The 26,611-nt window shown below is 67.2% G+C and carries 31 protein-coding genes and 2 tRNA genes; 19 read left to right on the forward strand and 14 right to left on the reverse strand.

Features of this window, described 5'->3' with window-relative positions; translation table 11 throughout:
* Nucleotides 1-557: 557 nt before the first annotated feature.
* A complete protein-coding gene (cutA, locus tag ABZ444_RS20845) occupies nt 558-869 on the forward strand; it encodes a divalent-cation tolerance protein CutA (protein ID WP_357999414.1) in 312 nt (103 codons plus the stop codon).
* Here the strand turns inward: cutA and ABZ444_RS20850 are convergent.
* Nucleotides 781-2,211: a helix-turn-helix transcriptional regulator gene (locus tag ABZ444_RS20850; RefSeq protein WP_357999173.1), complete on the reverse strand. Its 1,431-nt coding sequence runs from the start codon at nt 2,209-2,211 to the stop codon at nt 781-783. The two genes, cutA and ABZ444_RS20850, sit on opposite strands and share 89 nt — an antisense overlap.
* 233 nt (nt 2,212-2,444) lie before the next feature.
* Here ABZ444_RS20850 and ABZ444_RS20855 point away from each other — a divergent pair, with 233 nt between their 5' ends.
* The 10 genes from ABZ444_RS20855 to ABZ444_RS20900 all read left to right on the forward strand — a co-directional run bounded on the left by ABZ444_RS20855 (nt 2,445) and on the right by ABZ444_RS20900 (nt 8,254).
* A complete protein-coding gene (locus ABZ444_RS20855) occupies nt 2,445-2,759 on the forward strand; it encodes a hypothetical protein (RefSeq protein ID WP_357999176.1) in 315 nt (104 codons plus the stop codon).
* A 1-nt stretch (nt 2,760) separates the two neighbouring features.
* On the forward strand, nt 2,761-3,003 hold the full coding sequence (locus ABZ444_RS20860; RefSeq protein WP_357999179.1) for a hypothetical protein: 243 nt from the start codon (nt 2,761-2,763) through the stop codon (nt 3,001-3,003).
* A gap of 397 nt (nt 3,004-3,400) precedes the next feature.
* Nucleotides 3,401-3,760 (forward strand): hypothetical protein, encoded by a 360-nt coding sequence (locus ABZ444_RS20865; protein ID WP_357999182.1) that lies wholly within the window; start codon nt 3,401-3,403, stop codon nt 3,758-3,760.
* A gap of 3 nt (nt 3,761-3,763) precedes the next feature.
* The gene (locus tag ABZ444_RS20870; protein WP_352366542.1) at nt 3,764-3,955 is read left to right on the forward strand and encodes a hypothetical protein; all 192 of its coding nucleotides are present in this window, start codon (nt 3,764-3,766) and stop codon (nt 3,953-3,955) included.
* A gap of 176 nt (nt 3,956-4,131) precedes the next feature.
* Nucleotides 4,132-4,320, forward strand: coding sequence for a hypothetical protein (locus tag ABZ444_RS20875; protein WP_357999186.1), 189 nt, complete (start codon nt 4,132-4,134; stop codon nt 4,318-4,320).
* Nucleotides 4,321-4,351: 31 nt separating this feature from the next.
* Nucleotides 4,352-4,681 carry a hypothetical protein gene (locus ABZ444_RS20880; RefSeq protein WP_357999189.1) on the forward strand — a complete coding sequence of 110 codons (330 nt, stop codon included), beginning with the start codon at nt 4,352-4,354 and terminating at the stop codon, nt 4,679-4,681.
* On the forward strand, nt 4,678-6,504 hold the full coding sequence (locus ABZ444_RS20885; RefSeq protein ID WP_357999191.1) for a cell division protein FtsK: 1,827 nt from the start codon (nt 4,678-4,680) through the stop codon (nt 6,502-6,504). Before ABZ444_RS20880 ends, ABZ444_RS20885 begins: the two co-directional genes overlap by 4 nt.
* A 133-nt stretch (nt 6,505-6,637) precedes the next feature.
* Nucleotides 6,638-6,814 (forward strand): helix-turn-helix domain-containing protein, encoded by a 177-nt coding sequence (locus ABZ444_RS20890; RefSeq protein ID WP_352366550.1) that lies wholly within the window; start codon nt 6,638-6,640, stop codon nt 6,812-6,814.
* 101 nt (nt 6,815-6,915) lie between these two features.
* Complete coding sequence (locus ABZ444_RS20895) at nt 6,916-7,068, forward strand: ribbon-helix-helix domain-containing protein (protein ID WP_347624618.1); 153 nt, start codon at nt 6,916-6,918, stop codon at nt 7,066-7,068.
* Nucleotides 7,069-7,072: 4 nt separating this feature from the next.
* The gene (locus tag ABZ444_RS20900; RefSeq protein ID WP_357999194.1) at nt 7,073-8,254 is read left to right on the forward strand and encodes a site-specific integrase; all 1,182 of its coding nucleotides are present in this window, start codon (nt 7,073-7,075) and stop codon (nt 8,252-8,254) included.
* 101 nt (nt 8,255-8,355) lie between these two features.
* Here the strand turns inward: ABZ444_RS20900 and ABZ444_RS20905 are convergent.
* The 7 genes from ABZ444_RS20905 to galU form a co-directional block, all read right to left on the reverse strand.
* Nucleotides 8,356-8,432: transfer RNA gene (locus tag ABZ444_RS20905), tRNA-Ala, on the reverse strand.
* A gap of 49 nt (nt 8,433-8,481) precedes the next feature.
* Entirely contained in the window at nt 8,482-9,054 is a 573-nt protein-coding gene (locus ABZ444_RS20910) for a hypothetical protein (protein ID WP_357999197.1), read from the reverse strand.
* 124 nt (nt 9,055-9,178) lie between these two features.
* Nucleotides 9,179-9,832, reverse strand: coding sequence for a GNAT family protein (locus tag ABZ444_RS20915; RefSeq protein WP_352366396.1), 654 nt, complete (start codon nt 9,830-9,832; stop codon nt 9,179-9,181).
* A 58-nt stretch (nt 9,833-9,890) separates the two neighbouring features.
* A complete protein-coding gene (locus tag ABZ444_RS20920) occupies nt 9,891-10,370 on the reverse strand; it encodes a MogA/MoaB family molybdenum cofactor biosynthesis protein (protein ID WP_357999200.1) in 480 nt (159 codons plus the stop codon).
* Entirely contained in the window at nt 10,367-10,843 is a 477-nt protein-coding gene (moaC, locus tag ABZ444_RS20925) for a cyclic pyranopterin monophosphate synthase MoaC (protein WP_357999202.1), read from the reverse strand. Before moaC ends, ABZ444_RS20920 begins: the two co-directional genes overlap by 4 nt.
* Nucleotides 10,840-12,015 (reverse strand): gephyrin-like molybdotransferase Glp, encoded by a 1,176-nt coding sequence (gene glp, locus ABZ444_RS20930; RefSeq protein WP_357999204.1) that lies wholly within the window; start codon nt 12,013-12,015, stop codon nt 10,840-10,842. Before glp ends, moaC begins: the two co-directional genes overlap by 4 nt.
* Nucleotides 12,002-12,904 carry a UTP--glucose-1-phosphate uridylyltransferase GalU gene (galU, locus tag ABZ444_RS20935; protein ID WP_357999207.1) on the reverse strand — a complete coding sequence of 301 codons (903 nt, stop codon included), beginning with the start codon at nt 12,902-12,904 and terminating at the stop codon, nt 12,002-12,004. Before galU ends, glp begins: the two co-directional genes overlap by 14 nt.
* 24 nt (nt 12,905-12,928) lie before the next feature.
* Here galU and ABZ444_RS20940 point away from each other — a divergent pair, with 24 nt between their 5' ends.
* The 3 genes from ABZ444_RS20940 (at nt 12,929) to ABZ444_RS20950 (ending at nt 15,396) form a co-directional block, all read left to right on the forward strand.
* A complete protein-coding gene (locus ABZ444_RS20940; protein WP_357999210.1) occupies nt 12,929-13,498 on the forward strand; it encodes a 5-formyltetrahydrofolate cyclo-ligase in 570 nt (189 codons plus the stop codon).
* A 23-nt stretch (nt 13,499-13,521) separates the two neighbouring features.
* Nucleotides 13,522-15,027 (forward strand): potassium/proton antiporter, encoded by a 1,506-nt coding sequence (locus ABZ444_RS20945; protein ID WP_357999213.1) that lies wholly within the window; start codon nt 13,522-13,524, stop codon nt 15,025-15,027.
* A gap of 69 nt (nt 15,028-15,096) precedes the next feature.
* The gene (locus ABZ444_RS20950) at nt 15,097-15,396 is read left to right on the forward strand and encodes an FmdB family zinc ribbon protein (protein WP_357999216.1); all 300 of its coding nucleotides are present in this window, start codon (nt 15,097-15,099) and stop codon (nt 15,394-15,396) included.
* A gap of 31 nt (nt 15,397-15,427) precedes the next feature.
* On the opposite strand, the gene ABZ444_RS20955 is transcribed toward ABZ444_RS20950, so the two are convergent.
* Nucleotides 15,428-17,395: an MFS transporter gene (locus ABZ444_RS20955; RefSeq protein ID WP_357999219.1), complete on the reverse strand. Its 1,968-nt coding sequence runs from the start codon at nt 17,393-17,395 to the stop codon at nt 15,428-15,430.
* Between the two features lie 130 nt (nt 17,396-17,525).
* Between ABZ444_RS20955 and ABZ444_RS20960 the strand changes: the two genes are divergently transcribed.
* From ABZ444_RS20960 to mscL, 3 genes are read left to right on the forward strand one after another with little or no spacing between them, the layout of a single operon-like run.
* The gene (locus ABZ444_RS20960; RefSeq protein WP_357999222.1) at nt 17,526-18,335 is read left to right on the forward strand and encodes an S-methyl-5'-thioadenosine phosphorylase; all 810 of its coding nucleotides are present in this window, start codon (nt 17,526-17,528) and stop codon (nt 18,333-18,335) included.
* Entirely contained in the window at nt 18,332-18,913 is a 582-nt protein-coding gene (locus ABZ444_RS20965; protein ID WP_357999225.1) for an RcpC/CpaB family pilus assembly protein, read from the forward strand. The genes ABZ444_RS20960 and ABZ444_RS20965 overlap by 4 nt, the downstream gene beginning before the upstream one ends.
* Nucleotides 18,914-18,946: 33 nt before the next feature.
* Nucleotides 18,947-19,345: a large conductance mechanosensitive channel protein MscL gene (gene mscL, locus ABZ444_RS20970; RefSeq protein WP_357985585.1), complete on the forward strand. Its 399-nt coding sequence runs from the start codon at nt 18,947-18,949 to the stop codon at nt 19,343-19,345.
* Here mscL and ABZ444_RS20975 read toward each other — a convergent pair.
* Together ABZ444_RS20975 and ABZ444_RS20980 are read right to left on the reverse strand one after the other, a co-directional pair.
* Nucleotides 19,342-20,370, reverse strand: coding sequence for a D-alanyl-D-alanine carboxypeptidase family protein (locus ABZ444_RS20975; protein WP_357999229.1), 1,029 nt, complete (start codon nt 20,368-20,370; stop codon nt 19,342-19,344). The two genes, mscL and ABZ444_RS20975, sit on opposite strands and share 4 nt — an antisense overlap.
* Nucleotides 20,371-21,343: 973 nt before the next feature.
* On the reverse strand, nt 21,344-21,769 hold the full coding sequence (locus ABZ444_RS20980; protein ID WP_357999232.1) for a hypothetical protein: 426 nt from the start codon (nt 21,767-21,769) through the stop codon (nt 21,344-21,346).
* A 192-nt stretch (nt 21,770-21,961) separates the two neighbouring features.
* On the opposite strand from ABZ444_RS20980, the gene ABZ444_RS20985 reads away from it, so the two are divergent.
* Nucleotides 21,962-22,034: transfer RNA gene (locus ABZ444_RS20985), tRNA-Arg, on the forward strand.
* Nucleotides 22,035-22,312: 278 nt separating this feature from the next.
* On the opposite strand, the gene ABZ444_RS20990 is transcribed toward ABZ444_RS20985, so the two are convergent.
* Nucleotides 22,313-23,326 (reverse strand): hypothetical protein, encoded by a 1,014-nt coding sequence (locus ABZ444_RS20990; RefSeq protein WP_357999234.1) that lies wholly within the window; start codon nt 23,324-23,326, stop codon nt 22,313-22,315.
* Between the two features lie 126 nt (nt 23,327-23,452).
* Here ABZ444_RS20990 and ABZ444_RS20995 point away from each other — a divergent pair, with 126 nt between their 5' ends.
* A complete protein-coding gene (locus ABZ444_RS20995; protein ID WP_357999237.1) occupies nt 23,453-23,752 on the forward strand; it encodes a nucleoside triphosphate pyrophosphohydrolase in 300 nt (99 codons plus the stop codon).
* 167 nt (nt 23,753-23,919) lie between these two features.
* Here ABZ444_RS20995 and ABZ444_RS21000 read toward each other — a convergent pair whose 3' ends face one another.
* Together ABZ444_RS21000 and ABZ444_RS21005 are read right to left on the reverse strand one after the other, a co-directional pair.
* Complete coding sequence (locus tag ABZ444_RS21000) at nt 23,920-24,465, reverse strand: GIY-YIG nuclease family protein (protein WP_357999240.1); 546 nt, start codon at nt 24,463-24,465, stop codon at nt 23,920-23,922.
* A 105-nt stretch (nt 24,466-24,570) separates the two neighbouring features.
* Complete coding sequence (locus tag ABZ444_RS21005) at nt 24,571-26,454, reverse strand: DUF2075 domain-containing protein (RefSeq protein WP_357999243.1); 1,884 nt, start codon at nt 26,452-26,454, stop codon at nt 24,571-24,573.
* Nucleotides 26,455-26,611: the final 157 nt, after the last annotated feature.

Below are 26,611 nucleotides of genomic sequence, written 5' to 3' on the forward strand. Positions count from 1 at the left end.
GGATCCCCGCGCGTGCGGAGCCGACGGGATCTTCGGCCACCGCGTCTTCTTGAACCGGGGAAGATCCCCGCGCGGGGATGTTCCCTCCTTCTCGGGGAGTGGCGCTTCTGGTCGCCGTCGGCCCCGCGGACGCGGGGATGTTCCGCGCCTAACTACCCTGGAATGGTCCGCATCCGAGTCGGCCCCGCGGACGCGGGGATGTTCCGGAGGCCGACGATTACGCTGGTGCCGTCCGATTGCCGGCCCCGCGCACACGGGGATGTTCCCGACGGCACGCTCATGGACTCTCGGAGTACACCCGGTGCGCCCCGCGCGACGCGGGGATGTTGCTCCCGCCATAGACGCGATCGCGCAGAAGATCGGGTCGGCCCCGCGATCGCGGGGCTTCCGCCTGTTCGGTGCTCCCTACACTCGCACCTCCGTTGCCCGGAATCTAAGGTAGGCAGCATCTGATTGTTTGGAGTCAACGAGGTGCCAGGGTCGTGACGGGTTACATTCAGGTACTGACGACCGTCCCGAATGCGGACGCAGGTGCGGCTCTAGCGCGCAGCATCACCATGAAACGCCTCGCTGCTGGCGTTCAGATCGTTGGCCCAATCCGCTCTCTATACTGGTGGAAGGACTCTCTGCGGGACGAGCAGGAATGGCAGTTAATCATCAAAACCACGCGAGCCTTATTCGCAGAGCTTGAGGAGCACATCAAAGCTATCCACAGTTATGAAATCCCAGAAATAATCGCCACCGAGATACTCGAAGGCAGCGGCGCCTATCTTAACTGGATCAGTACGGTGACGCAGAGAACTGACGCTTCGTTACTGCCAGCTCCTCCAGAAATGCGCGGACCGGCGGCTGGGTCTGCCAGCGCCTGAGCGATTCACCAAGGACAATGAACCGCGGCAGCCAAATGCCGGATTCCGTCTCGCGTATGATCGCGAGACCTTCTCTCGCCGCTCTGGCCGCTTCCGCCACCGATCCGTGCATGATATGAGCCGTGGCAATATCTCCGAGGATGATGCCTGCTCGCTTTCGTTCTACCTCAGGCAGTCGTGCGATGACCGCACGGGCTACATCTTCAGCTTCGTCCAGCCGACCGATTTGCGCATAGGTCGAGATCAGGAAGGAATCGAAGCGGTCACGGTCCAGAAATCGGGTCCACACCCGATCCTCTTCTGGATCTGCGATGTTGAATGCTTCGCTTGCCTCGGCCCATGACCGAATGGCTGCTTCCCGCTCTCCCAGCGCGGCACTCTCTTCCGCGTGCCGGGCCGCAAGCCAGGATGTGGTGCCAGGTGATACGTCCCTGGGAAGGTGCTGGAGTGCGGTGGTCAACAGGGAGCGGGCTCGCCCGTGGTTGCCCTTGCCGCTGGGGATGTAGCTTCTGTAGCCGAACGCGCACGCGATGATGGCCGGATCGTCCGCCTCCTTGGATGCCTTCTCCGCTGTGTCGTAGAAGTTGCGAGCCGCCGACACGTTCCCCAGGTCAGTTGCGATCCACCCGGCGAGGACGCTGCTCTCGCCGGCGACCACGATCAAGCGTCTACGGAGCTCGTCCTTGGGGTCGGTGGCTGTGCTGTTCAGGAGGGTGCCGACCTCGTTCAGGTGGGCGGCCAGGCCCTTGAAGATGGTCTGTGCGGGCAGCATCTCTTCCAGACGATGGAAGCCGGCCGCTCTTGCTTCCATCTCTCGCACCACCGCTTCGTCGAGCGCCTTCGGCCTCGACAGGGCGTATGCGACCTTCTCCCATGCCTCGTTCTGGGCCAGGGCTGACTGGGCACCCAGTTGCCCGATCATTGCCAGCAGTTCGCGGCGCTTCAACGGCTCGCCCCTTTTCCCGATCGCTTCAGCGAAGAGCTGCAAGTCAAATGTGTCCGTGGGGATCTGAACCCCATCGCTGATGACCTGTGCACCGCCACCTCGGCCACCTGGGGACGCTAACCCCAAATGGCGACGCAAGTGGCCAGGCATGCTCAAACCATCAGCGAACGACTCAAATGTATGCTTCGCGGTCGGGAGGCGCTTTCCGCTCTTGTACTCGCTGACGCGCCCCTGCGGGATTCCGGTGAGGTTGGCTATCTGCCCCTGGGTGATTCCGTACTTGGTGAGGATGCGGATGACCCCGCCGAGATCGCGCTGCTTGCACACGTCTTCCATGTCCTGACGTGCGAAAACAGTCTCAAGAACATGAAGAACTCGCTCTTGATCCATTGTCATGGCGGCGTTCCGTTCCCCTGGTAGCGCGCCGTTCGAGAAGAAGTGAAGCGCTCCTAGTCCATCACACCGTGAGATATCACGGTGAGATTCTACGGAACCGCTTTGGCTGGAAACCTCGCATCAGTTCGCGGAGCACGTCAGAGCTGATCTGAGGCAAGTCAAAGATTCGCGTTTGTCTGACTTCCGCCAATTTGTTGCCTCAGAAATCAGAGTTGCGGGAGGGAAGCCAGCGCATGACCGGACAGCGAGCGGCATATCGCCTCAGCTCCGTTGTCGCCGCGGCTGACCGGCTACAACGAGAGCTGGCTCTGTACGGGATCACGACCGACGTGAACGACGGCTACGGCCTGGCGGCGGTGTCGGTGTGGCGCGATCTCGTCGTGTGGACGAACGGTGACCGGTTCTGGTGGCGAGCCGGCTGGAACGACCGCCGCCACCGCCCCGTCTACGCCTGGCACTCCACAACGGATCCCGCGAGGGCCGTGCGCCGAATCGTCGCCCGGTATCGGGACCTCCGCTCGGCGTCCGCGGCCGGCGAGGTGCAATGACATGACTCAGGACAAATGGAGTCAGGCACATCCGACAGCCCATAGAGCAGCTCTGCTGGGAGAACGAGACGCGGCGCACGGCGCACTCTCGCGCACGGCGTTCTTCGACCACTTCGACCTGAACGTCGATGACTGCTGTGAGGGCTACACCGCCACAGCGCTCTACCACCTGTATCTGACCTCCCGTGCGCGAACGCGCCTGCTCTGGAACACGACTGACAAACGGCTCCCGAAAAGCGCCTGATGACTCACCCGACACCGATTGACCTTGGCCAGGATCCCCGGCGGGACCGAACGTGACCGGAGAGGCACGCTCGCCTGTTCCCTGGCCGTCTTGACCCGCGACGGTGCATGGCCCGGGGCTCGCTCACACCTTGCCACCGCGTCCCGCGCCGTCGCGTCAACGCCCCCGGCAGGGTCCTTCTGCGCTCGCGAGAGTGCCAGTTCCCAAAGGACCCTGTCGGGGGTCTCTTGTGTGGCATGGGTCGTGAGCTGGGGCTTATCTCACCACAGGATCTGATCATCTCATCGGTGGATGTTCTTGATCTCACCGCATGATCACATCGCGCGATGGGGCCGCCCCTTCCCCGAAACCTACCTTCGCCTCGTAGGTCACCGGAGACGGAAGGGATGTGATCTCCATGAGCGCAGCTCAGCACCACCACCGCCGCGAACTGATCACCGGACTGCGGGCCCTGGCCACCTTCCTGGACAGCCACCCGCGGGTGCCTGTTCCCGGGTACGGCACCGTGCGCGTGTCGGTCCACACCCGCTACGACACCGACGCCACCACGGAAGCCGAAGCGATCGCCGAAGTTCAGCGAATCGCCGCTCTGCTTGGCACGACGCCCATCGTCGAGAACGGACACCACGTCGCCGGTATCGACTTCGGCACCGTCCGCTTTGAGGCCGTCCTGATCACGCAGGCGGCGATGGTCCGGCGCGAAGCGCTCGACTCCTACCGCGACGCGATCGCCCTCGACGAGATCGAAGGGGCGTGACCCATGGACTTCGGACTCTTCGTCGTCTTCCTGGCCCTGGCGCTGTCGGCCGTCACGCTCGCGCTCTTCGTGGTGCTGGTCACCGTGATCCGTACCGAGGACCGTCGCCACGCCCCCACGGGAACCCTGAGCCGTCGCCTCCTGGGCACCTACGCCCACCACTGCCCGCCCGCCGCCTGTGCAGGGAGGAGGTGAACCTCAGATGCGCATGACCCGCCTCGTCCCGCTCCGGTGCCTGTGCGGCGCCGACGCCACGTCCGGAAGCCGTCTGTGCCACAAGTGCCGCGCCCGCCGACGCTGGCTCCGCCGCAAGTCCCGCCACGACGGCATCTGACCTACCCACCGATCGACCCGAGAGGAGGTGAAGCCCCATGACCGTGACCGTCCCGCTGGTGCTCGTGTTCGGCGCGATGGTTTTCATCGCCTGGCGCTACCTGGGACTGCGCCTGTGGCACGCGCTGATCACGCTGCTGTTCGGCTTCCTGCTGGCCGCCACCACGCTCGCACCCGAAATCCGCGCCCTTCTCCACGGCGCTCTGCGCTGGATCTCCAGCCACTGACCTTGTCCCCGACCGAAGGATGTGATGCCTGATGACCCACCGCCACCCGTACCCGCACACTGATCTCCAGGAGGTCGCTCACCGCAACGTCACCGCCGCTCAACTCCTGGCGGCGCTCACCCGAGACCCGCTGCCCATGCTGCCCGTCTGGGCGTATCTGACCGCCGCCCTCAACGACATCGACACCCTGATCGACGAGGTCACCGGCCTCCGCGCGGAACTGGCCCTCATCCGCCATCAGCGGGCCAACCTGCTGGCCGCCGTCCGCGCCACCCTCGCGGCCCACCACGACGGCGACGACGACCCCCTGTACTACGTGCGCGACGAGCTGCATGCCCAGACGTCCGGCGAGGGACGATGAACAGGCACCGCGCGACGCGCCACGAGATGCGCCGCAACGCGCGCCGAATGCGTCGTTACGGGGTCCAGCCCGTCGCGATGATCGATGACCTGGAGCTGGCACCTCTGGCGATCGCCGGCATCACCCGTCTGGCTTGGCGTTACCGGTCCGAACTCGCGCCGTGCAGCCTGGCCGCGGCCGTCCTGCTGGCGGGTGTGATCCTGCGGCGCTGGTGCCCGGAGTGGTGGCCGACCGTGATCGCCTGCACGATCACGGCGGCTACCGCACTGACCATCTGGGGACGATGGGTGAACCTTCCCCGTCCCATCGAACGCGGCTACGCCGCCACCGCCACGGCGTTCGCCGGAACGTGGCTGACCCTGGCGACCTGTTTCGGACCGTTCACGACTCCCTTGCCCGCCACACTCGGCATCGGCACACTCGTGCTGGCCCTGCCCTGGTGGGCGCACCGCCGCAGACGTGCCCGCGTCCGCGTCGAACGCACCCTGGCCGCCTGGCCCGACATCGCCAAGGCCGTCGGACTGGCCGGATCCCGAGTCCAATCGGCCATGGTCGACCTGTGGGGCTACCGGTTCCGTCTCGGGCTGGGCGTCGGGCAGACCGTCGAAGACGCGGTCAACGCCGTCCCCCGCCTGGAATCGGCTCTCGGCACCACCCGCGGCGGCATCCGCGTCCAACCAGTAGCGAGCAAGAAGGCCAACCGCGCCGACATACGAGTCATAGAGACAGACCCGCACGCCGACGCCATCGCCTGGCCAGGCCCGTCTATCACCTCGATCACTCAGCCAGTCAAGCTAGGGCTCTTCGAGGACGGCACGCCGGTCCGCGTTCCCCTCCTGCGGAGACACGGACTGTTCGCCGGCATGTCGGGGGCAGGCAAGTCCGGAGGGGTGAACGTCCTGCTCGGCGAGCTGACCGCCTGCCAGGACGTGATCCTCTGGGCGATCGACCTCAAGCGCGGCATGGAACTACAGCCTTGGGCGTCGTGCATCGACCGGTTGGCCACCACCCCGCAGGAGGCGGAGGCGCTCCTGGCCGACGCCGTGGTCATCCTCGACGGACGCGCCGATGACCTCACCAGACGCGGCGAACGTGTCTGGGAACCTCGCCCCGACCGGCCCGCCCTGCTCATCGTCATCGACGAGTACGCCGAGCTGGCCAGCGAGGCGCCGCGGGCCATCGACCATGCCGATTCGATCGCCAGGCGAGGCCGCGCGCCGGCGGTCAACGTGATCGCCGCCACGCAACGCCCCTCCAAGGACGCGATGGGCAAGAGCGCGGTCCGTTCACAGATGGATGTCCGGCTGTGCTTCCGAGTCCGGGAACCCCGCGACGGAGATCTCATCCTCGGACAGGGCATGGTGAAGGCCGGCTGGCACGCCCACAAGCTCGACGCCCCCGGCAAGTTCCTCATCAGTTCCCCGGAACACGACATCCCCCGCCGAGCCCGCACCTACCTTCTCGACGACCAAGGGGTACAAGCCACTGCCGAACGGCATGGGCAACATCGCCCGACCCTCGATGAGGTGTCGGCTCAAGCCCTGCAAGAAGCGTCTGAAAGACCCGCTGCACCGCTTGAATCTGCCTTCCGACCATCGCCCCGCCACGCACGCGACAACGCGGTACGAAGAGCCGAAGAGGCGTTGACAGCGTCATTGCGACAGGCGTCGAGCAACGGAGCCAGCATCGGCGACCTCATGCGCGAAACGGGCATGCGCCGCACGTGGGTCTACCAACGCCTCCAGGAGTTGAGCCGTGCAGACCAGGTCGAACAGGTCTCACGAGGGCGCTGGCGGGCCCTCGCCGAAGATGACGGCTCGTAATCGTCCGCGTCCGCCGTACGCGTCCGTCCGCGCGTCTGCGCGTGTAGAGAGCACGACGGACGCGGACGGACGAACGGGCGGACGATCACAATCCGTAGCTCCCGCACCGACAAGCGAGAGGAGGGGATGCCGCATGCAGGCATACACGGTCGAACAAGTTGCGGAGATGCTGAGCATCGGGCGCGACAAGGTCTACTTCCTTCTCCGCACCGGCCAACTCAAGAGCATCAAGATCGGAAAGCTTCGCCGGATCACCGATCGGCAACTCAGCGACTTCGTCTCTTACCTCGAAGCCACAGACGAGGCGTAGAGCAACGTGCTACAACGTTCTACAGAGCCGGTGGTGCGGCACTCGCCGCACCACCGGCAGAGCGCCTCTTGATAACTGCATGACACGAAAGGAAGCCGTCTATGACGAGCGACCGAACAACCCTGCCTCCCGTACGGGTGGACACGGAACTGAAAGACCGTCTCCGCAGGTACGCCGAGTCGCAGGAGCGAGATGTGTCGTGGGTGATCAGGAAGGCGATCGAGGAGTACCTCAACCGTCACGAGAAGGGGTGATCCCTTGGCCAAGATCCTGATCGGCAAGTACGAAGCGACCATCTATCCCGAGGGGGACGGCTACACGGGAGCCATCTCCCTCGGGTTCGGCCCGGACGGCAGACGCCAGCGCCTCAAGCGCAAGGCCAAGACCAAGACAGCGGTCAAGGACAAGCTGATCAAGGCGGTCAAAGACCTTGAGGCAGGCGTCAGCGCATCGGAGACCTACACCGTGCGCGACGCCGTCAACGACTGGCTCACCAAAGGCCTGAAGGGCCGATCCGAGAACACCGTAAGCAAGCTCCGTATCCTCGCCGAGACGCACGTCATCCCGAGACTAGGGAAGATCAAGCTCAAGCAGCTACGTGCCGATCACGTGGACGCGTGGCTGGACCAACTCGCCGAAGAACTAGCCACCACCACCTTGCGCGAGATCCACGGCGTATTGAAGCGAGCCATCCGACAAGCTCAAGCCCGTGACATGGTGCTCAGGAACGTCGCCGAGCTGGTCACCACGCCCAAGGGCACGAACGGACGCCCCAGTAAGGCACTCACCCGACAGCAAGCAGAGGCCGTGCTCAAGGCCGCCGAGTTCTCCGAACTCCACGCTTACGTGGTGCTGAGCCTCACAACGGGCATCCGTACCGAAGAAGCCCGCGCCCTGGGGTGGGATCACGTCGTGGCCTGGATCCCGAGCCTCAAGCAGTGGCATCCAGTCACCGAGGCCGGCTTCAAGCACAAGAAGTTCGCCATCTACGTGTGGCGAGCCGATCGAGTAGGAGGAGACACCAAGACCCGCAAGTCACGCCGAACGCTGGAACTGCCCACCCTCGCAGCTCAAGCACTAAGGCAGCACCACACCCGCCAAGCCACCCAGAAGCTCAAGGCCGGCGAGGCGTGGCAAGACCACAACCTGCTCTTCTGTACAAGCGTCGGAACCCCACTCGACGCATCGAACGTGCGGCGAGCATTCCGCAGGGTCACCAAGCGAGCCGGGCTCGGAACCACCTGGAGCCCCCGAGAACTACGTCACTCGTTCGTCTCCATCATGAGTGACCAGGGCGTACCGATCGAGACCATCGCCGATCTCGTCGGCCACGCCGGCACCAGCGTCACAGAGGCGGTCTACCGGCACCAGCTACGGCCGGTGATCACCAAGGGTGCCCAGACCATGAACACCATCTTCGGCGAGAAGCCCACGGGTTGAGAGTCCGAGTGAGATGGCTCCCCGATTGGCTCCCATCGACTTCCAGACATGAGAAAAGGGCCTCTGGATTTCTCCAAAGACCCTTCTCACCTGCATCTTCCTGGTGGAGATGAGGGGATTCGAACCCCTGACCCCTTCGATGCGAACGAAGTGCGCTACCGGACTGCGCTACATCCCCAAGGACTCGACCAGATTAGCAAACTCCCAAGGGTCCTCGCGCCATCCTCTCAGTCGCCCACCGCCCGTTTGGGCGGTTCGGCGTACTGGTCGAACAGGACGTCGACGTGCAGCGCGGTCAGGTCGATCACCTCGGCCTCCACCTCGGCCTCCGCCCGGCGCCGCTCGCGGGCCCGTCGCAGCCGCTCAGAGCGCGCCTGGAGCGCCCGCTCGCGGCGTTCGCGATCCACCTGGACGGCGATCCGCAGAAAGGCCATGTACGACAGCATGACGACCACGGACGGCGCCACACCCCACCACGGGATCATCTCGACCCCGGCCGTGACCACCGAGGCCAGGACGAGCAGTGCGGTGAAGAACAACAAGCGCCGGCGGCGCGCTACGATGATCGCCCTACGCCGAAACCGGAACTGCCGGACATCGACCTTCTCGACCTCCGGCGCGTCCTCGTCGCCGAGGGTGGCGTCGAGGTTGTCCAGGTCGGGCAGGGCGTGCTCGCCGGTGTAGTGCTCTTCGAGTTCGGCCAGCTCCTGAAGGTTCGTCTTGTCCCGGCGCAACCACATCGGGATCAGGACGCACAGCCACATCACCACAATGGCGACATAGAGGAAGGCGCTGCTCACGACCACCTCCGGGCAGCACGAAAGCGCGTCTGTGCTCGTCGCGCCTTCATTGTGCTCACGTCACGCACCGTAAGACCGTGTGTCACTGATTGACGAGCATTCGGTGCGGTGTGTCGCGAGATCGTCAAACCTCTTCGATCGGAGATCCGCCGTGAGCGGCCGCCTCACGGGCGCGCCGCCACTGTACGAGCAGGCCGCCGGGGACGTCCTCGACGGTCAGCGCGTAGCAGATGTGGTCGCGCCAGGCCCCGTCGATGTGGAGTTGGCGACGCCGAATGCCTTCTTCCCTGAACCCGAGCTTCTCCACCACCCTACGGCTGGCCTGGTTCTCAGGACGGATGTTCGCCTCTAGCCGATGCAATCCGGTGGTGAAAAAGCAATGATCGACGGCCAGGGCCAGGGCGGTGGGGATGATGGCCCGCCCGGCCAGCGCGCCGTCCACCCAGTAACCGACCTGGGCGGAACGGGCAGATCCCCACACGATGGCTCCCACGGTGAGCTGCCCCGCGAAGCGGCCGCCGTAGGTGACCACCCAGGGCAGCGCCAGCCCCTGTCTGGCCTCGCGGCGCAGGGTGCCGACCATGGAGATGTACGGGCCGAGCCCCGTTCTGAAAAGCGGGGTCTCGGGGTTGCTCGGTTCCCAGGGACGCAGCCAGTCGGCGTTGCGCAACCTGGTCTCGCGCCAGACGCGTACGTCGCTCAGCCGCAGCGGCCGCAGGCCTACCGGGCCTTCGTTCAGAATCGCCGGCCAGCCACGAAGTCGATCCACGCCTCTCATCATCCCCCCATCGGGCACGATGTCGCCACGGATCATCGATCGGCAGACCGAAACCTGGTCAGCGGGGGTGGTCGCCGCCCTGCATCTGCTCGACGGCGTGCCGCAGGACGGGCGCGAGCACGGCCACCCCATCGCGGACGCCACCGGACGAGCCGGGCAGATTCACGATCAACGTGTTCCCCGCCTGACCGGCCAGCCCCCGGGACAGGACCGACGTGGGCACCTTGTCGCGATTCGCCAGGCGAACGGCCTCCGCAATACCAGGAATCTCCCTGGTGATCACGCGGGCGGTCATCTCCGGCGTCAGGTCGAGGGGCGTGAGCCCGGTGCCGCCGGTGGTGACGATCACGTCGTAACCCTGCGCGACACCGTCCCGCAGGGCCGCCTCGACCGCGTCGCCGTCGGGGACGACCACGGGCCCCGAGACCTCGCAGCCGGCGTCGGACGCCAGCAACTCGGCCAGCAACGGCCCTGATTTGTCGGCATAAATCCCGGCGGACGCACGGTTCGACACGGTCACCACGAGCGCCCTGATCACGTGGCCTCCCTGGTCCACAGACCGGTCTTGCCGCCCACCTTCTCCTCCACCCGGACATCGGTGATCACGGCGGCCGGATCGACCGCCTTCACCATGTCGATCAGCGCCAGCGCGGCCACGGTGACGGCGGTCAGCGCCTCCATCTCCACGCCGGTGCGGTCGGCCGTCCTCACCCGGGAGGTGATCGCCACGCCCCAGTCCTCGACGTCGAGCACGACCTTGACGCCGTGCAACGCGATCGGATGGCAGAGCGGGACGAGGTCGGGCGTGCGTTTCGCCCCCATGATCCCGGCGATCCGGGCCACCCCGAGCGCGTCGCCCTTGGGCACCTCGCCCGACCGCAGCAGCGCCACGACCTCGGACGACAGCAGCACCCGCCCGGTCGCCGTCGCGGTACGGGCGGAGACGTCCTTGGCCGAGACGTCGACCATGCGGGCCGCGCCCGTCTCGTCGATGTGCGTGAACTCGCTCACAGCCGGATCACCTCCACCTCGGACCCGCCGGGCACCTCCGTCACGTCCTCCGGCACCACGATCAGCGCGTTCGCCGAGGCCAGGGCCGCGAGCTGGTGGGAGCCCTGCCCGTGGACCGGCGCGACGGTGCCTTCGGAGGACAGCACGCCGCGCAGGTACGAGCGCCGGCCCGACGGCGAGCGCAGCGCCGCGGTGACGTAGGCGGTCACCGGGGCCGTGTCGGTGGGCAGGCCGCGCATCTTGTCGAGCGCGGGACGTACGAACAGCATGAACGACACGAAGGAGGACACCGGGTTGCCCGGCAGGGCGAAGATCGGCACCCGGTCGTCGCCCAGGACGCCGAACCCCTGCGGCATGCCGGGCTGCATCGCGACCTTCTCGAACCGGACCGTGCCGAGCGGCGACAGCGCCTCCTTGACGGGCTCGTAGGCCCCCATGGAGACCCCGCCGCTGGTGATGATCGCGTCGGCGCGCACCAGATGGGTGTCGAGCTGGTCGAGCAGCACGGCGGGATCGTCGCCGACGGACCCGGCGCGGAACCCCTCGGCGCCCGCCTGGCGCACCGCGGCCGTCAGGGTGAAGCTGTTGGACTCCCAGATCTGCCCGCGGCCCAGCGGCGCCCCCGGCTCGACCAGCTCGGCGCCGGTCGAGATGACGACGACGCGCGGCTGCGGACGCACCCACACGCGCCGCCGCCCCACACCGGCGATGATCCCGAGCTGGGCCGGCCCGATCACCGTGCCGGCCTTGAGCACCACCTCGCCCGCCTGGACGTCCTCGCCCGCCCGGCGAATCGCGTTGCCAACCGGGACATCACGATTGATCCGGACGGAGACCGTGCCACCGTCCGTCCACTCCACCGGTACGACGGAGTCCGCCCCGGCCGGCATGGGCGCCCCGGTCATGATGCGTACGGCATGCCCGGGGCCCACCGCCCGCAGCTCGTCGGACCCGGCGGCGACGTCGTCGATCACCGGCAGCGTGCCGGGGACGTCCTCGGCCCTGACCGCGTAGCCGTCCATCGCGGAGTTGTCGAACGGCGGCAGCGGCACCGGCGAGGAGACGTCCTCGGCCAGCGTCGTGCCCAGCGCCCGCTCCAGCTCCAGCTCCAGAGGCGCCAGCGGACGCACAGTGGCCAGGATCTCGGCCAGATGCGCGTCAACCGATCTCATCGAGGAACTCCCGCAGCCACGGCACGAACTCCGGCGCCAGATCGGGACGATCGGCGGCGAACTTCACCACTGTCCGCAGATAGTCGAGCTTGTCGCCGGTGTCGTACCGCCGCCCGCGGAACAGCACGCCGTGCACCGGCCCGCCCTGCTCGGAGCCGCGGCCGGCCAGCGTGCGCAGCGCGTCGGTGAGCTGGATCTCGTTGCCGCGCCCCGGCGGGGTGTTCTCCAGAACCTCGAAAATGGCGGGATCGAGCACGTATCGCCCGATGACCGCCCACGTGGAGGGCGCCTCGTCCACCGGTGGCTTCTCCACCAGGTCGGTCACCCGCACGACGTCGTCCTCGACGGTGCCGGCGATGGTGGCCACGCCGTAGAGCGAGACCTGCTCCCTCGGCACCTCCATCAGCGCGACCACGCTGCCCCCGAACGTGTCGCGCACCTCGATCATGCGCTTGAGCAGGTGGTCGCGGTAGTCGATCAGGTCGTCACCGAGCAGGCAGGCGAACGGGTGGTCGCCGACGTGCTGCTTGGCGCACAGCACCGCGTGCCCGAGCCCCTTCGGCTGGCCCTGCCGCACGTAGTGCAGCGTGGCGAGCGAGGCGGGCTCGCGGACCTGGGACAACCGTTGCTCGTCGCCCTTGGCCTCCAGGGCCTCTTCCAGCTCGAACGCGCGGTCGAAGTGGTCTTCGATGGACCGCTTGTTCTTGCCGGTGACCATGAGGACGTCGAGGAGCCCGGCGGAGGCCGCCTCCTCGACGACATACTGGATCGCGGGCTTGTCGACGATGGGCAACATCTCTTTGGGTGTCGCCTTGGTCGCCGGGAGGAACCGGGTGCCCAGACCCGCGGCGGGCACGACGGCTTTCGTCACAGGGTCGAAGTCAGCCATGAGTAGACCCTAGTGGAGGTACCTGTGGACAAGCTGAACCTGCGTCGCCGACTGCTCGCGGCGCGTACCGCTCTGTCCCACGAACAACTGCGGGCAAACGCCACCAAGGTCCGCGAGACGCTGCTCGAACAGCCGTGGGTCCAGATGGCCGGTCTGGTGGCCTGCTACTGGTCGGCGGGGTCGGAGCCGGAGACGCACGGTCTCGTGTTCGCTCTGTGGAAACACGGCGCGACGGTGATCCTTCCGGTGCTGAAGGAGGACAATGACCTGGATTGGGCGGTCTACGACGGCCCGGACACACTCGCCCCTGGCCGCTTCGGCATCATGGAACCGGTCGACACGCGGCGGGGCGTCGACGCCGTCCGCACGGCCGCGCTGGTGATCGTGCCCGCCCTCGCGGTCGACCGCCGCACGGGGGTGCGTCTCGGACGCGGCGGCGGTTCGTACGACCGCGCGCTGGCCAGGGTGGGGCCCAACGTCCCCACGGTGGCCCTGCTGCACGACGGCGAGCTGATCGACGACGTGCCCGCCGAGCCGCACGACCACCGGGTCCGTTTTGCGATGACGCCACGCGGACTCACTAGGCTTATGTGACCGAAGGGACGAGAGGGGGCTGGATGACGCTTGATGTCTGGCTCCTGATCGGCGCCGGAATTGTCATCGCGGCCATCGCGTCCGTACGCATCACACATCGCAGCGGTCTGCCCAGCCTTCTCCTCTTCCTGGCCCTCGGTCTGGTGCTGGGGGCCTCGGGGTTCGGCGCCAAGCTGGAGAGCCCGCAGGCCGTCCAGCAGATCGGCCTGATCGCGCTGGCGGTGATCCTGGCCGAGGGCGGTCTGACCACGACCTGGTCGCACGTCCGCAAATCGGTGCCCCTCGCCCTGATCCTGGCCACCGTCGGCGTGACGGTGAGCATCGTGGTCGTGGCGCTGGCCGTCCAGGGGCTGCTCGGCATGGATCCGACCGCGGCGCTGGTCCTCGGCGCCGTGCTGGCCTCGACGGACGCGGCCGCCGTCTTCTCGGTGCTGCGCAGGCTGCCGCTCCCGACCCGGTTGGCGGGGGTTCTGGAGGCGGAGTCCGGATTCAACGACGCTCCCACGGTCATCGCCGTCGTACTGCTCAGCGGGGCGTCGCGGCGCCCGGCGTCCATCGGGACGTTCCTGCTCGAAACGGCCATCGAGCTGGTCATCGGCGCGGCCGTGGGCCTCGCGGTCGGACCGGCGGGCGCGTACGCGCTGCGCCGCGTCGCCCTCCCCGCCTCCGGCCTCTACCCGATCGCCGTGCTCGCCCTCACCTTCGTCTCGTACGGCGGCGCGGTGCTGCTGCACGGCTCCGGCTTCCTGGCCGTCTACCTCACGGCCCTCATCCTGGGCAATTCACGCCTGCCGCACCGCGCCGCGACCAGGGGGTTCGCCGAGGGCTCGGCCTGGCTGGCGCAGATCGGGCTGTTCGTCATGCTCGGGCTGCTGGCCACGCCCAAGGAGCTGCCGTCGGCCATCGTGCCGGGCGTGATCGCCGGGTCCGTGCTGGTGATGGTGGCCCGTCCGCTGTCGGTGCTGGTCAGCTCGACCGTGGCGCGGGTGTTGCGGCTGGATCGGGTGAGCTGGCGCGACCAGGCGTTCCTGTCGTGGGCGGGGCTGCGCGGCGCGATCCCCATCGTGCTGGCGACCATCCCGTGGGCGTCCGGCGTGCAGGGCTCGAAGGAGATCTTCAACCAGGTCTTCGTGATCGTGATCGTGTTCACGCTGCTGCAGGGGCCCACCCTGCCGTACGCGGCCCGCCTGCTCGGGGTGAGCGCGCCGGGCGAGGCGCACGAGCTGGAGGTGGAGTCCGCGCCGCTGGAGGAGCTCAAGGCGGACCTGCTCCAGGTCAAGGTGCCCGTCGGGTCGCTCCTGCACGGCGTGGAGATCTTCGAGCTGCGCCTGCCCGCCGGAGCGGCCGTGACGCTGGTGGTTCGCGACGGCAAATCGTTCGTACCGGACAACAGCACCCGCGTCCGGGCCGACGACCAGCTCTTGGTGGTCGCCACGGCCGCCTGCCGTGACCAGGTCGAACGCCGCCTGCGCGCCGTGAGCCGCAGCGGCAAGCTGGCCGGTTGGCGCGGGGAACGGGGGTTGGAATAGGTGTTTGGCCCAATCGGTTAGCATTAGCAGTCGCATCGCTCGAGTGCCAGAACGTATAAGGAGGAGCGCGTGCCGACCTACCAGTACGCCTGCAACGACTGCGGCGAGCAGCTCGAAGTCGTGCAGAAGTTCACCGACGATGCGCTGACGGTGTGCCCCAACTGTCAGGGCAACCTGCGGAAGGTGTTCTCCGCCGTCGGCATCGTGTTCAAGGGTTCGGGCTTCTACCGCACCGACAACCGCTCGTCCTCGACGTCCTCCACCGCTTCGACCACCCCGTCGAAGCCGGCCGAGACCAAGTCGAGCGAGTCGTCGTCCGCGTCGTCCGCGTCGTCGTCCACCCCCGCGCCCGCCGCGGCTTCCAAGTAGGCACGTCACCCCGCCCGCACGGGCGGGGGCCTCATCGAGGCCGGTCGGCGTACGCGCCGAGCAGTTCCGGCGCGATGCGATCGACGAGGCGCGCCAGCTGTGGATCGGGCCCCCAGTCAGTCACGAGCCTGCTCAGCCCCTCGCGTGAGCAGCGCACGAGCCCCAGGGCCGCCCGGTCCCCCTTCGGCGTGAGCCGCAGCCGCTCGCCGTCCCCAGAACGCTCCACCAGCCCCTCGTCCACCAGCCGGTCGACGTGGGGCCGTCCGTGTGCCCTGCTGACCTTGGCGCACTCGGCCAGCTCGGCCGCCCCGACCCAGCCCTTGCCGTTGAGCCTGGCGAGCACCCACACCCCTTGCGGCGCGACGCCGCTCAGCCCGGCCAGCGCCCCGAGCCTTTCGTAGTAACCCCTGCGCAGGTCGGCGTCGGCGAGCCGCATGAGCCCGCGTTCGACCTCCGCAAGCGACGACCGCTCGGCCGACGTGGCGCCCAGCCCCTCGCCCAGGTCCGCCGCCTTGGTGGTCTCCCTGAGCCGCGTCTGCGGGATGAACCAGCTCAGCGCGAACGCGCCGAACATCACCGGCGCGGCCACCCGGAAGACGGTGGCGATGGCGTCGGCGTAAACATGGAGGAACTGACCGGCCAGCGCGGGAGGCAGCCGCTGGATGACGGTCGGGTCGCGCTGGATCCCGGACGGGTCGAAACCCGCCGGCAACCGGGCTCTGGCCAGCACCTCCCGCAGGTCGCCGTTGAGCGTGCCGGTGAAGACCGCCCCCAGCGTGGCGACCCCGAAGGACCCTCCGATCGACCGGAAGAACGTCGCTCCCGACGTGGCCACGCCGAGGTCCTTGAAGTCGACGGCGTTCTGCACGACGATCACCAGCACCTGCATGGTCATCCCGAGCCCGACGCCGAGCACCAGCAGGTAGCCGCCCATCGTCAGCAGGCTGCTGCGCTCGCTCAGCCCGGACAGCAGGAACAGCCCCACCGTCGCCACGGCCGTGCCCGCGATGGGCAGGAAGCGGTATCTGCCGGTCTTCGAGATCACCAGCCCGCTGACGATCGACAACGTGAGCATCCCGGCCATCATCGGCAGCAGGTACACCCCGGACAATGTGGGACTCACCCCATGCACGACCTGCAGGAACAGCGGTAGGTACGTGAGCGCCCCGAACATCGCGAACCCCACCACGAACCCCACCGCCGACGACATCGCGAACGCCCGCACCCGGAACAGCCCCAGCGGCAGCACCGGCTCGGCGGCCCGTCGCTCGACGGCCACCCACGCCGCGACCAGCGCCGCCGCCCCCAGCGCCAAGCCCGCGATGACCGGGCTCGCCCAGGGATAGGTCGTGCCGCCCCACGTCGTGATGAGCACCAGGCACGAGGTCGCGCCGCCGAGCAGCACCACCCCGGCGTAGTCGATGCGATGGCTGGTGCGCGTGTCGTCGCCGGGCAGCGCCGCCGCGATCACGCCCAGGGCGATCGCGCCCAGGGGGAGGTTGACGTAGAACACCCAGTGCCAGGACAGGTGGTCGACGAACAGCCCGCCGAGCAGCGGGCCCACGATGCTGCTGACGGCGAAGACGGCGCCGAAGAAGCCCTGGTAGCGCCCTCGTTCGCGGGCCGAGACCACGTCGCCCACGATCGCCTGCGCGAGCACCATGAGCCCGCCGCCGCCCAGCCCCTGGATCGACCGGAACCCGATCAGTTCCCCCATGTTCCGGCTCAGCCCGCACAGGGCCGATCCGAGGAGGAAGATGATGATCGCGGTGATGAAGAGCTTTTTGCGGCCGTACTGGTCGCCCAGTTTGCCCCACAACGGCGTGGAGACGGTCGAGGCGAGCATGTAGCCCGTCACCACCCAGGAGAGCTGCTCCAGCCCGCCCAGGTCGCTCACGATCGTCGGCAGGGCCGTGGAGACAATGGTCTGGTCGAGCGAGGCCAGCAGCATGCCGAGCATCAGCGCGAGGATGATGAGGCCCAGCCCTTTTTGCCGCATGCGGCGATCCTACTCTTCGTACTGGTGTGCGTACGCTCCGCGTTCAGGCGGTGTGCGCCGCCCGCGGGTTATCCACAGAACGGCGTTCGGCGTTCTCGCGGCCCTCGGCCGTCCGGCTACTCTCGGCGCCATGGTCACTCGCGCAGACATCGGCGTCCTCGGCGGCTCGGGCTTCTACTCCCTCCTCGACGACGCGGAGGAGATCGAGCTCTCCACCCCCTACGGGCCGCCCAGCGACGTCGTCACCGTCGGCCGCATCGGCTCGCGTTCGGTCGCGTTCATCCCCCGGCACGGCCGGGATCACCGCTTCCCTCCCCACCGCATCCCCTACCGCGCCAACCTGTGGGCGCTGCGCTCGCTCGGCGTGACCCAGGTGCTCGCCCCCAGCGCCGTCGGTTCGCTCAAGGCCGAGTACGGCCCCGGCGCCATCGTCGTGCCCGACCAGATCGTCGACCGCACCTCGGGCCGGCCGCAGACGTACTACGACGTCTCGGGGGCCGTCCACGCCTCCTTCGCCGACCCCTACTGCCCGTCCGGCAGAGCCGCGGCCGTGGCCACGGCCCGCTCCACCGGCTGGGGCGACGTCGTCGACGGCGGCACGCTGGTGGTCATCGAGGGCCCCCGCTTCTCCAGCCGGGCCGAGTCCCAGTGGTTCGCCGCCAACGGGTGGTCGGTCGTGGGCATGACCGGCTACCCCGAGTCGGTGCTGGCCCGCGAGCTGGCCCTGTGCTACACCTCGCTCTCCCTGGTGACCGACCATGACGCCGGGGTCGAGGCCGGCCAGGGCGTGACCCACGACGAGGTGCTGGAGTTCTTCGCCCGCAACGTCACCCGCATGCGCACGCTGATCGCCGAGACCGTCCAGGCCCTGCCCACCGACCGCACGTGCTCCTGCGGCTCGGCCCTCGACGGCATCAAGCTGCCCTTCGAGCTGCCGTGAGCCGGCAGCCCGCCTGGCTCCGGACGTGGGCCCGGCGTCGTCGGCTGATCGCGGCGGCCCTGGCAGCGGTGGGCGTCCTGTCGGCCTATGTCGCCCTCCGTCCCGCCGCGGGCCCCGAGGTCCTCGTCGCCGCCCGCGACCTCGCCCCCGGCCCCCTGCGTCCCGGCGACCTTCGTCCGGTGCCGCTCGTCCATCCTCCTGACGGGGCCGTCCGGTCGTACCCGGCGGGCCGCTACCTTGCCGGGCCCATGCGCCGGGGTGAGCCGCTGACCGACGCCCGCCTGCTCCATCCCGTGCCGCTGCCGCCGGGCACGGTGGCCGCCCCCGTGCGCATCGCCGACCCCGACGCCGTCGCCCTCATCTCCCCCGGCTCGACCGTCGGCGTCCTGGCGGCCTGGGAGGGCGGTCAGCCGGCCCAGCTCATCGCCGACGACGTCCGCGTGATCACCATCCCGCGTCCCGCCGCCGATTCCCGTACCGGTGGCGCGCTGGTGGTGCTGGCGGCCACCCCTTACCAGGCGGCCCAGCTGGCGGGCGCCCAGACATCGGGCCGCCTCTCCATCACCTTCAAGAGTTAACCGACAGTAATCGTTCGACTACGATTCTCGGCCATGAACGGATTCAAGAAGTTCCTCATGCAGGGCAACGTCCTCGACCTGGCCGTCGCGGTGGTCATCGGGGCGGCCTTCAACTCGATCGTGCAGTCGTTCGTCGCCGACCTCCTGACCCCACTGATCTCGGCCTTCGGCGGCCTGCCCGACTTCTCCTCGCTGAAGATCACCGTCGGCGCGTCCCACTTCATGTACGGCAAGTTCCTCAACGCGGTGATCTCGTTCCTGATGATCGCGGCGGTGATCTACTTCCTAGTCGTCAAGCCGTACACGCATTTCAAGGAGCGCGCGGCGGCCCAGGTCGAGGCCAAGACCCGCGACTGCCCAGAATGCCTGTCGGAGATCCCGAAGGCCGCCTCCCGCTGCGCCTTCTGCAGCGCCGAGGTCGTGCCCGCCTAGAGCTGCGAGTCGATCTTCGGGTCGTACTCCCAGTGCCACGGCTCGAACGGGCTGCTGTAGGCCCAGGCGGGATGGAACCACCCATACCTCTTGGAGTTCTTCTCCATCCACACGAACTCTGTGGACCGGAACCGCTCCACCCCGCCGCACAGGTCCACAGCCAGCCCGAGACCGTGGTTGCTCCGCCCCGGCACGGCCGCGAACCCCGGCCGCCGGTAGTAGACGGACTGCTGCTCGGCCAGGTTCCGATAGGCGTCCGTCACGCAGATCGCCTTGCCGAACCGCCTCCGGTAGGCCTCGTTGAGGCTGACGAAGGCGATGGTGGCGTCCGCCCGCAGACTGAACCCCTTCTGCTGCAGCGGACAGAGCATGCTCTTGGGGATGAGCCCGTTGGGGTAGTTGTTGGCCGTGGCGGCTTGGAGGGGGTTGCAGCCCAGCGCCGCCCGTCCGACCTTGTCGATCTTGATGCCCAGCTTCACCAGCGCCGCGGTGAGCGACTTGACGATCTTGTCCGAACGCTGCCTGAGCGTGTCGATCTCGGCCGCCATCTGGGCCTCGGCCAGCAGATTGCCCGCCCTCAGCTCCTGAGCGTCGGCGGCCAACCGTTCGGCCTCCTTGTACAGGGTGCTGGTCTGCTCCACGGCCTGCTGCCGGACCCGGACCATCTCGGTCGAGTCCGAGAGCGCCCGCAGGGTGCCGACCCCGGCGTCCCCCGACAGGAACGGCACCACGCCGTCCGCCCCCACGGGCTGCTCGTAGAGCAGCTCCGCAAGCTGCGAGACCGGCTGCCGGATCACCGCGAGCCTGCGTTCCAGATCCTGCAGCCCGTTCAGCTTGGCCTTGAGCTCCTTCTCGGACGCCGCGATCGTGGCACGCCGCTTCTCCAGCGCCTTGGTGGCGTCCTCAAGCTCCTTGGCCGACTTCTCGGCCTCCTTGCGCAGCTCCGCCAGATTGCTCGGATCCCGCCGCTCCACCTGGGTCCGCGCCTGCGCCTGAACCCCTGATGGCACGAAGAGAGAAGCCATCGCCATGACGACCGCGATCAGACCCGCTGATCGAGGGGATGGCACGTTCGACTCCTCCGTTTGCACACTCGTTACCCGGGTCAGGCACGCACGTTACTACAGCCCCCCGAGTGTCCGGACCGAACTCCGAAGAGCTGCTATGAGACAAAAAGCGCACTATGTACGGCTCCCCGTCCCCACCAGCGACATCGCCCCCTACGCCCGACTCCCCGCGGAACCGGGCGCCGTCCTGGACCTGCCTGTCGGGGTTTCTCCCTTCGGCGGCCTGGAAGAAGCTGTCACCGCGCAGCCGGGGGACGGCTGCGGGAGCGCGCACCGGACTGAGCCGACCGCACCGCTGCGCCGCATTCGTCCCGCCCTGACCTGCAGTCAGCGCGGCACGTCTCCGCCTCTTCCTACGTCGGCCCACTCCTCTCCGATGTCCGCCACAGCAGCCTTTCTCGCTTCTCCGCAGCCTCCGACGTCCCCTTGTCATGTGGACCCGTGATGCGCGGAACCACCCATGACTTGAGCTTCGACGACTCTGGGCCTGTTTCAGGAACGGTGCTCACCACTCCCTTTTCGGCCGGTTCCCCTGAGATCACCGGCGACAGCGTCTCCCTGCCGCAGCCTGTTGGGTACGACGGGCGGTCATCCCCAGAGCCGCGCCACCCGACCTGCAGTACCTCCACGCGACGCGCAACGCCCTCGGCCTCTCATGACCTCATCCCGGCCCTACGGTCAAGAGCCTCCACCTCAGCTGCCGCGCGATCGCACGCAGACCTGCCACCAAGACTCACCGAAGCCAGCGCCCCGATCTCAGCGGCGCAGTACCTCCTGCAAGGAAGCCCCGACTCCAACCGACACGAAGCCCCTCAAGCCGCTCCGCCGCCGAGACAGCACACGGGAAGAGCCGGTCATTGGCCTCACCCGCCAGCGGCCTGGGCGACACCACATGAGCACACCCTCCTCAGCCAGCGCCCGTTCGTCGACTTCACAAGCCCGACAACCAGCCATAGCGGGCATTCTGTGCCGCTTCCTGCTCACGCTCCCGGCACATGTCCCACAACCAGGTGTCCTCCCACTCCCCCGCACATCCAGGCAAGGACCGCGAAACCTCCGGCGCGTACGGCTCCTCCTCGACCACAGGATCCGGCTCCGGCGCGGGCGCAGGCACCGAGGACCGCACCTCCAACGCCTCGGACACCTCGGAGACCTTCAGCACAGGCGCCGGAATCACCCCTTCGTACCGCCGATCAGGATGCGCAGGCGCGGGCACCCACACGGGCTCGAACGCCAACCGCACCGCCCTCCGCTCCTCCATCCCCACCGGCGCACCAACTCCCTCGAACCCCCGCATCTCCCCCGCCAACAGCCCGCCGGCAAGAATCGCCGGCGCCAGCAACGCCCCGAACAACACAACGGGCCGCCTACGAGCTTGCGTGGATCGCCTCCTGGTCACAGGCAGAAGCTAGCCACGCACGAAGCGCAGGAATACGACCGCTTGCCATGCCTTTACCGCAGCTCAGAGCACCCATAACCAACCTCACCAAACTGACCCCGGCCCGGCGGCCCACGCACTGCCCAACTTTCGCTAGGCTTACGAGCGTCCGCCTCCGTAGCTCAGGGGATAGAGCACCGCTCTCCTAAAGCGGGTGCCGCAGGTTCGAATCCTGCCGGGGGCACTCATCTTGATCAGGCATTTCGCCTTCTGACCTGCGGTTTCTTGACCGCAGGTCTTTTGCTTTCCAGACCCTTGGTAGGCCGCCGAGCGCACCCGAATGCAGCCGTAAGACAGCGCTCTGGGGACATGTGGGGGATGATCTTGGAACGTCCCCGGGGCACCTGAGCCTGGGTTCATACTCAGCCACGCTTCCCCCTGCCGCCCACTTTCTCCTGCAGACGGCGAGCTCGGGTGAGCCTCGACAGGCACGGCAGTGCACCGTCTGACCGTCCCGCGCCGCTATTGGAGCCGGCTACGCACTTCGTTGATGAAGTCCCACCATTCGCCGACCCGTCCACCTGGATAGCCGTGCCCCTTCAGCGTCAGTTGAAGGGTCCGCTTCAGCGGATGCGGTGACTGCATGATCGCCTCGTTCCGCAGAGCCAGACGAGTGAGCTCACCCTGTGAGGGCGGCTGGTTGCTCTTCTGCCCGTTGCAGAGCCGATGTGCGGGGGCGAGGTTCCAGATCGCGTCCAGGTCGACTTTCGTACCACTCAGGAGCCGCTTGAAGGAGTACGGAAACACGTGGTCGACCGCGACCTCGTCGACACCGGGGATGAGCGGTTGGGCGCAGATGATGCAGCGGCCATGCTGAAACCCGATGACAGCGTCAGTAACCCCGGCAACTGAGCGTCGCCGTTCTTTGTCGGTGATCCGCAGCGTCGTCAGATCGACCGCGACGCCCTCCTCCACAAGACTTCGCCCTACGCCCGCGGCGAAGGAGGTCTCAACGATGCTCCACCTGGCGGCCAGTTCCGCCTGCAGGGTTGCCCTCTGCTCCGACAGAGCGACCTCACGCAGAGGCTCTGTCAGCTTGACCACCCGTTCGCGAGCGCTGCCGGTCACCTCGTAGAAGCGATGAGGTATCTCGGCACCGCCATTGCCGCGCAGATTGTGAAACTTCTGCATCACCATCTCTGGCATCGACTTCATCGCAGCGGCGAGCAACTTCTCCGTGGGCGAACCAAGTCGTACAGACTCTGCGGTCTCCTCCTGAGCCACGGTCAGGAAGTCAGCTCCGCTGGTAGCGCTCCGTTGCGAGGTCTGCGGCGCCTGCGCCAGATGTTCCACCAGGCTCATAGCGTACGGCCTGGCCAGCTCCCGGAGAGGGATGTCGGTGCGCCCCTCGGCAGCGGCGCCCAGCAGCGCCTCCCCCAAGGCGAACTTGTAGGTACGCGAGTTGGCGCCCATGAGCACCGCCAGCCTCCATGAGGAGCGAGCGGTCGGTTCTTCGCGAAAGAACTCTACAGTCATCCGTACATACCAGCCTTGATCGCGTTTCGACCGGTTCAGGGTAGTTCGCGATCACGCGGATGTCACTGAGGCTCGATAGGCTCAGAGGCCTTGCATGTAGGGCGCTCGAAGTGAAGGACGTGGAGCATGGGCAAATTGGTTCGGGACAAGATTCCGGACATCATCCGCCAGGGCGGTGAAGAACCGGTCATTACCGTGCTCGACGGCGTCGACTACCGCAATGCTCTGCTGACCAAACTGTTTGAAGAGGCCACCGAACTCGGCGAGGCGTCGCCCTCCGAAGTCGCGGAGGAGATCGCCGATGTGTACGAAGTTCTGCGTGCGCTAGCTACGGTCCACGGGCACGACTGGAGTGCGATCGAGAAGGTGGCGGTCAACAAACGCGAGGAGCGCGGAGGGTTCCACCACCGTCTCTACCTGGCGTGACTGGTCCCGTCTGAACCATGAGGATCTCTGCTCAGATGTAATTCGTAGCAGAATGAATGGCCCCGCGGGGATTCGCAGCGTCCTGTAACTCCTCAAAAGTGTCAGTGACGTGATCTCCAAACATCCTGAAAGAGCGATGAGCACACGCGTGACGTCGGCCGCAAGCTTCAAGAGCTGATCGGCAGGCCGCGAGCATGGGCGCGCGCCGAGGAACGGAGACCACTCAAGTACGGATGGAAAGCATGACGGCGATTCTGATCCAGATTTAGTGGAAGATCCAGCTGAGCGATCAGCGCGGACTCCCCCGTCCAGGGCTCCTCATGACGAACCCAACACACCCGGGCGTGTTCCGCCATCCAATCCGTCAGTTCCTTCTCGCCGGCCTGGCCGAAGGTCAACCGCTTCCCGCTGCCTACCCGTCGGAGCTCGAGCCCGAGCAGGCAACCGAGGCTGAGCCGCAGGGTGGAGCCCTCAGCGTTGCCGCGGAAGTGATACCGCACCCTGCTCCGGAGATTCTGCCTGCTGGCTCGCGTCGCCATACGACGGGGAGCGATCCCGACGTAGAGGAGACGGTCAGCGGGCAGGCTCGGATGTGGAGGCTGGGTGAAGTACCAGCCATAGATACCTGCAGCACTAGGCACCGGGCTTGGGCGGGTGAGGACTTCTGCTGCCCCCCACAACTTGGCCGGATTCAGCAGCCCAGCAGTGTCCATCCTTGCCTCCGGTCTCGTCCGTGCAGAAGGCTAAGGCACGCCACCGACAATGCGGATGAAGGCGCTGCAACGGGTACCGGGCAGGTTCTATCTCTGCCCGGTCGTTCATGCTTGCGATTCCAGCAGCCCTGAGAGGAACTCTTGCGTCGCCCGATCGACTGAGTACACGGCGGTGCCCATCATGCCGCGGGTCAGCAGCACCTTGTAGGTGTTGCGGATCAACCGGTCTGCCTGTTCGTCGCTGACTCCCTTACGCGTGAGCGCTGGATCCTTGCTGGCGCTGCGAACAGTGACCAATCTGCCGTCGCGGTAGACGAGGTCTGGACCGAAGATCACGCCGTTCCAGTCGTACTCAAAGCCCTGCGCCGTGTAGACGCACCCCACCTGCTCGAAGCCACCGGCCGCCGAGGCCCACAAGGCACTGGCCGGCGCGTTCCCCACGGCCCTGTCACCCTTGACGTTCCATGGCCGCGCCCAGTCACCGATCCGCACGTCGGCGACCAGGCTGTCATCCCCATTCGGCGCGCTCCAGGGCCAGCAGAACCCGGCTGTCATCCGCGCCGAGTAGCCCGCTTGAAGCCTGGCTCGCAGCGTGGCCTCCAACTCGTACGGAGACTCGGTCAGGGAGACAACGAAGTGGTCGTCCCCCTTCCACACCTCTGGCGAGTCGCCGTCCAAGCCCAGGAGGCGCAGCACCCACTCCTCGTACTTGCGGCTCCCGCCGCAGCGGAATTGTGCGTCCAGGTCGACCTGGTGCACGGCGAGGCCGAGTGATTCGGCGTAGCTGGTGATGTCGGCGACGCGTCCCATCTCGCCGGGCCGTACCACCTGATGCTCATCCAGCAGGAAGACCGGCACTCTCGCTGCGTTGATCAGCTCATCCAGCTGCGGCCGGCCTGTTCGCTGGTCTGATCTGGTGAACCTGTTGGCCGAGGTCTCGCGAATGCGGTGGGCCTCGTCGCAGATCAGGACATCCACGTCATTGGGGTTGGCGGTCATGAAGTTGTTGAAATACTTGAACATCCCCTTCAGCCGGGTCGACCCCTTGGCGACGACGCGCCTCATCGTCTCGGTGAAGGAGCGTGAACCGGTGGCGTGCAGAGCCGAGTACCCACGGCCGGAGAGCTCACCCAGCAGGGACAGCGCGATGACGCTCTTGCCGGAACCCGGCCCTCCGGTGATGATCACCACTTGCTTAGAATTGTTCGCTCGAGCCTTCTCCACCGCGTGCAGGACCATCTCGTAGGCCAACCGCTGCTCGGCCAGCAGGACGAACTGATCCCGGTTCTTGATCTCGCCGGCAGCGACCTTGAGCAGTTGCTTGGACGGCCGGATGGAACTGGATAGCAGGCGATCGGCCGCAGCAGCCCCGGGCTCAGGCGCGAACTGCGCCTTGAGGTAGTCGACGAACTGGCCGCGGCGTGTCTTGCTGAAGAGCCGGGTGCGTTCGTCCTCGACATGGTCGTATAGATCGTGGATGTCCGGGTCGCTGGCGTTGTGCAGGTAGGCCACTCCCCGCACAGCGTTGTGGTGCTGGTCCAGGGCTCCGACGAAGTCGGCCAGGTATTCACAGTAGCCCCGTACCTGCACGACCGGGTGAAGCTTGGGTCGCGGCCCCATGCCGGACACCAGGACCATTTCAGCGTCGTCTTCGTACAGCTCGGCCTGGCTCCACTGCTTGAGCTCGACGATCAGGTAGGAGTCGGCTCCTGTGCGCCGGTCGCGTCCGGCGAGAATGACGTCCGCCCGCTTGCTGGTTAACGGCAGTTGGTACTCAATCAGCATCTCGACGCCACCGAGCCCGGCCTCCATCAGATCGCGGGCCAAGATCGGGATGCTCCGGTCCCAGGACCTACGCTCGCTCTTGCCTGGATTGATGCCTTGGGTGGCGCGCATGTTCTCGGCGATCACCTCGCTGAGGACGCGTTCGGGCACCGACTCAGACACCAACTGGACAAGGCTTTCCGCCGAGTGCCGGAAAACGGCCACGGATGTACCCCCAGGCAGCACGAAAGACTCGTGCGGTATGGGGGCGTGTCCGCAGCTGGGGCGGAAGCCCGTCGGGCCGCATCACCGATGCGTCAAAGACTAGCGGGATCTTGCCTGGATCCACCCCCGGATAAGCCGACGAAAGCCTTGAGCGGAG

The organism is Nonomuraea sp. NPDC005730, from assembly GCF_040630865.1.
Taxonomy (GTDB): domain Bacteria; phylum Actinomycetota; class Actinomycetes; order Streptosporangiales; family Streptosporangiaceae; genus Nonomuraea.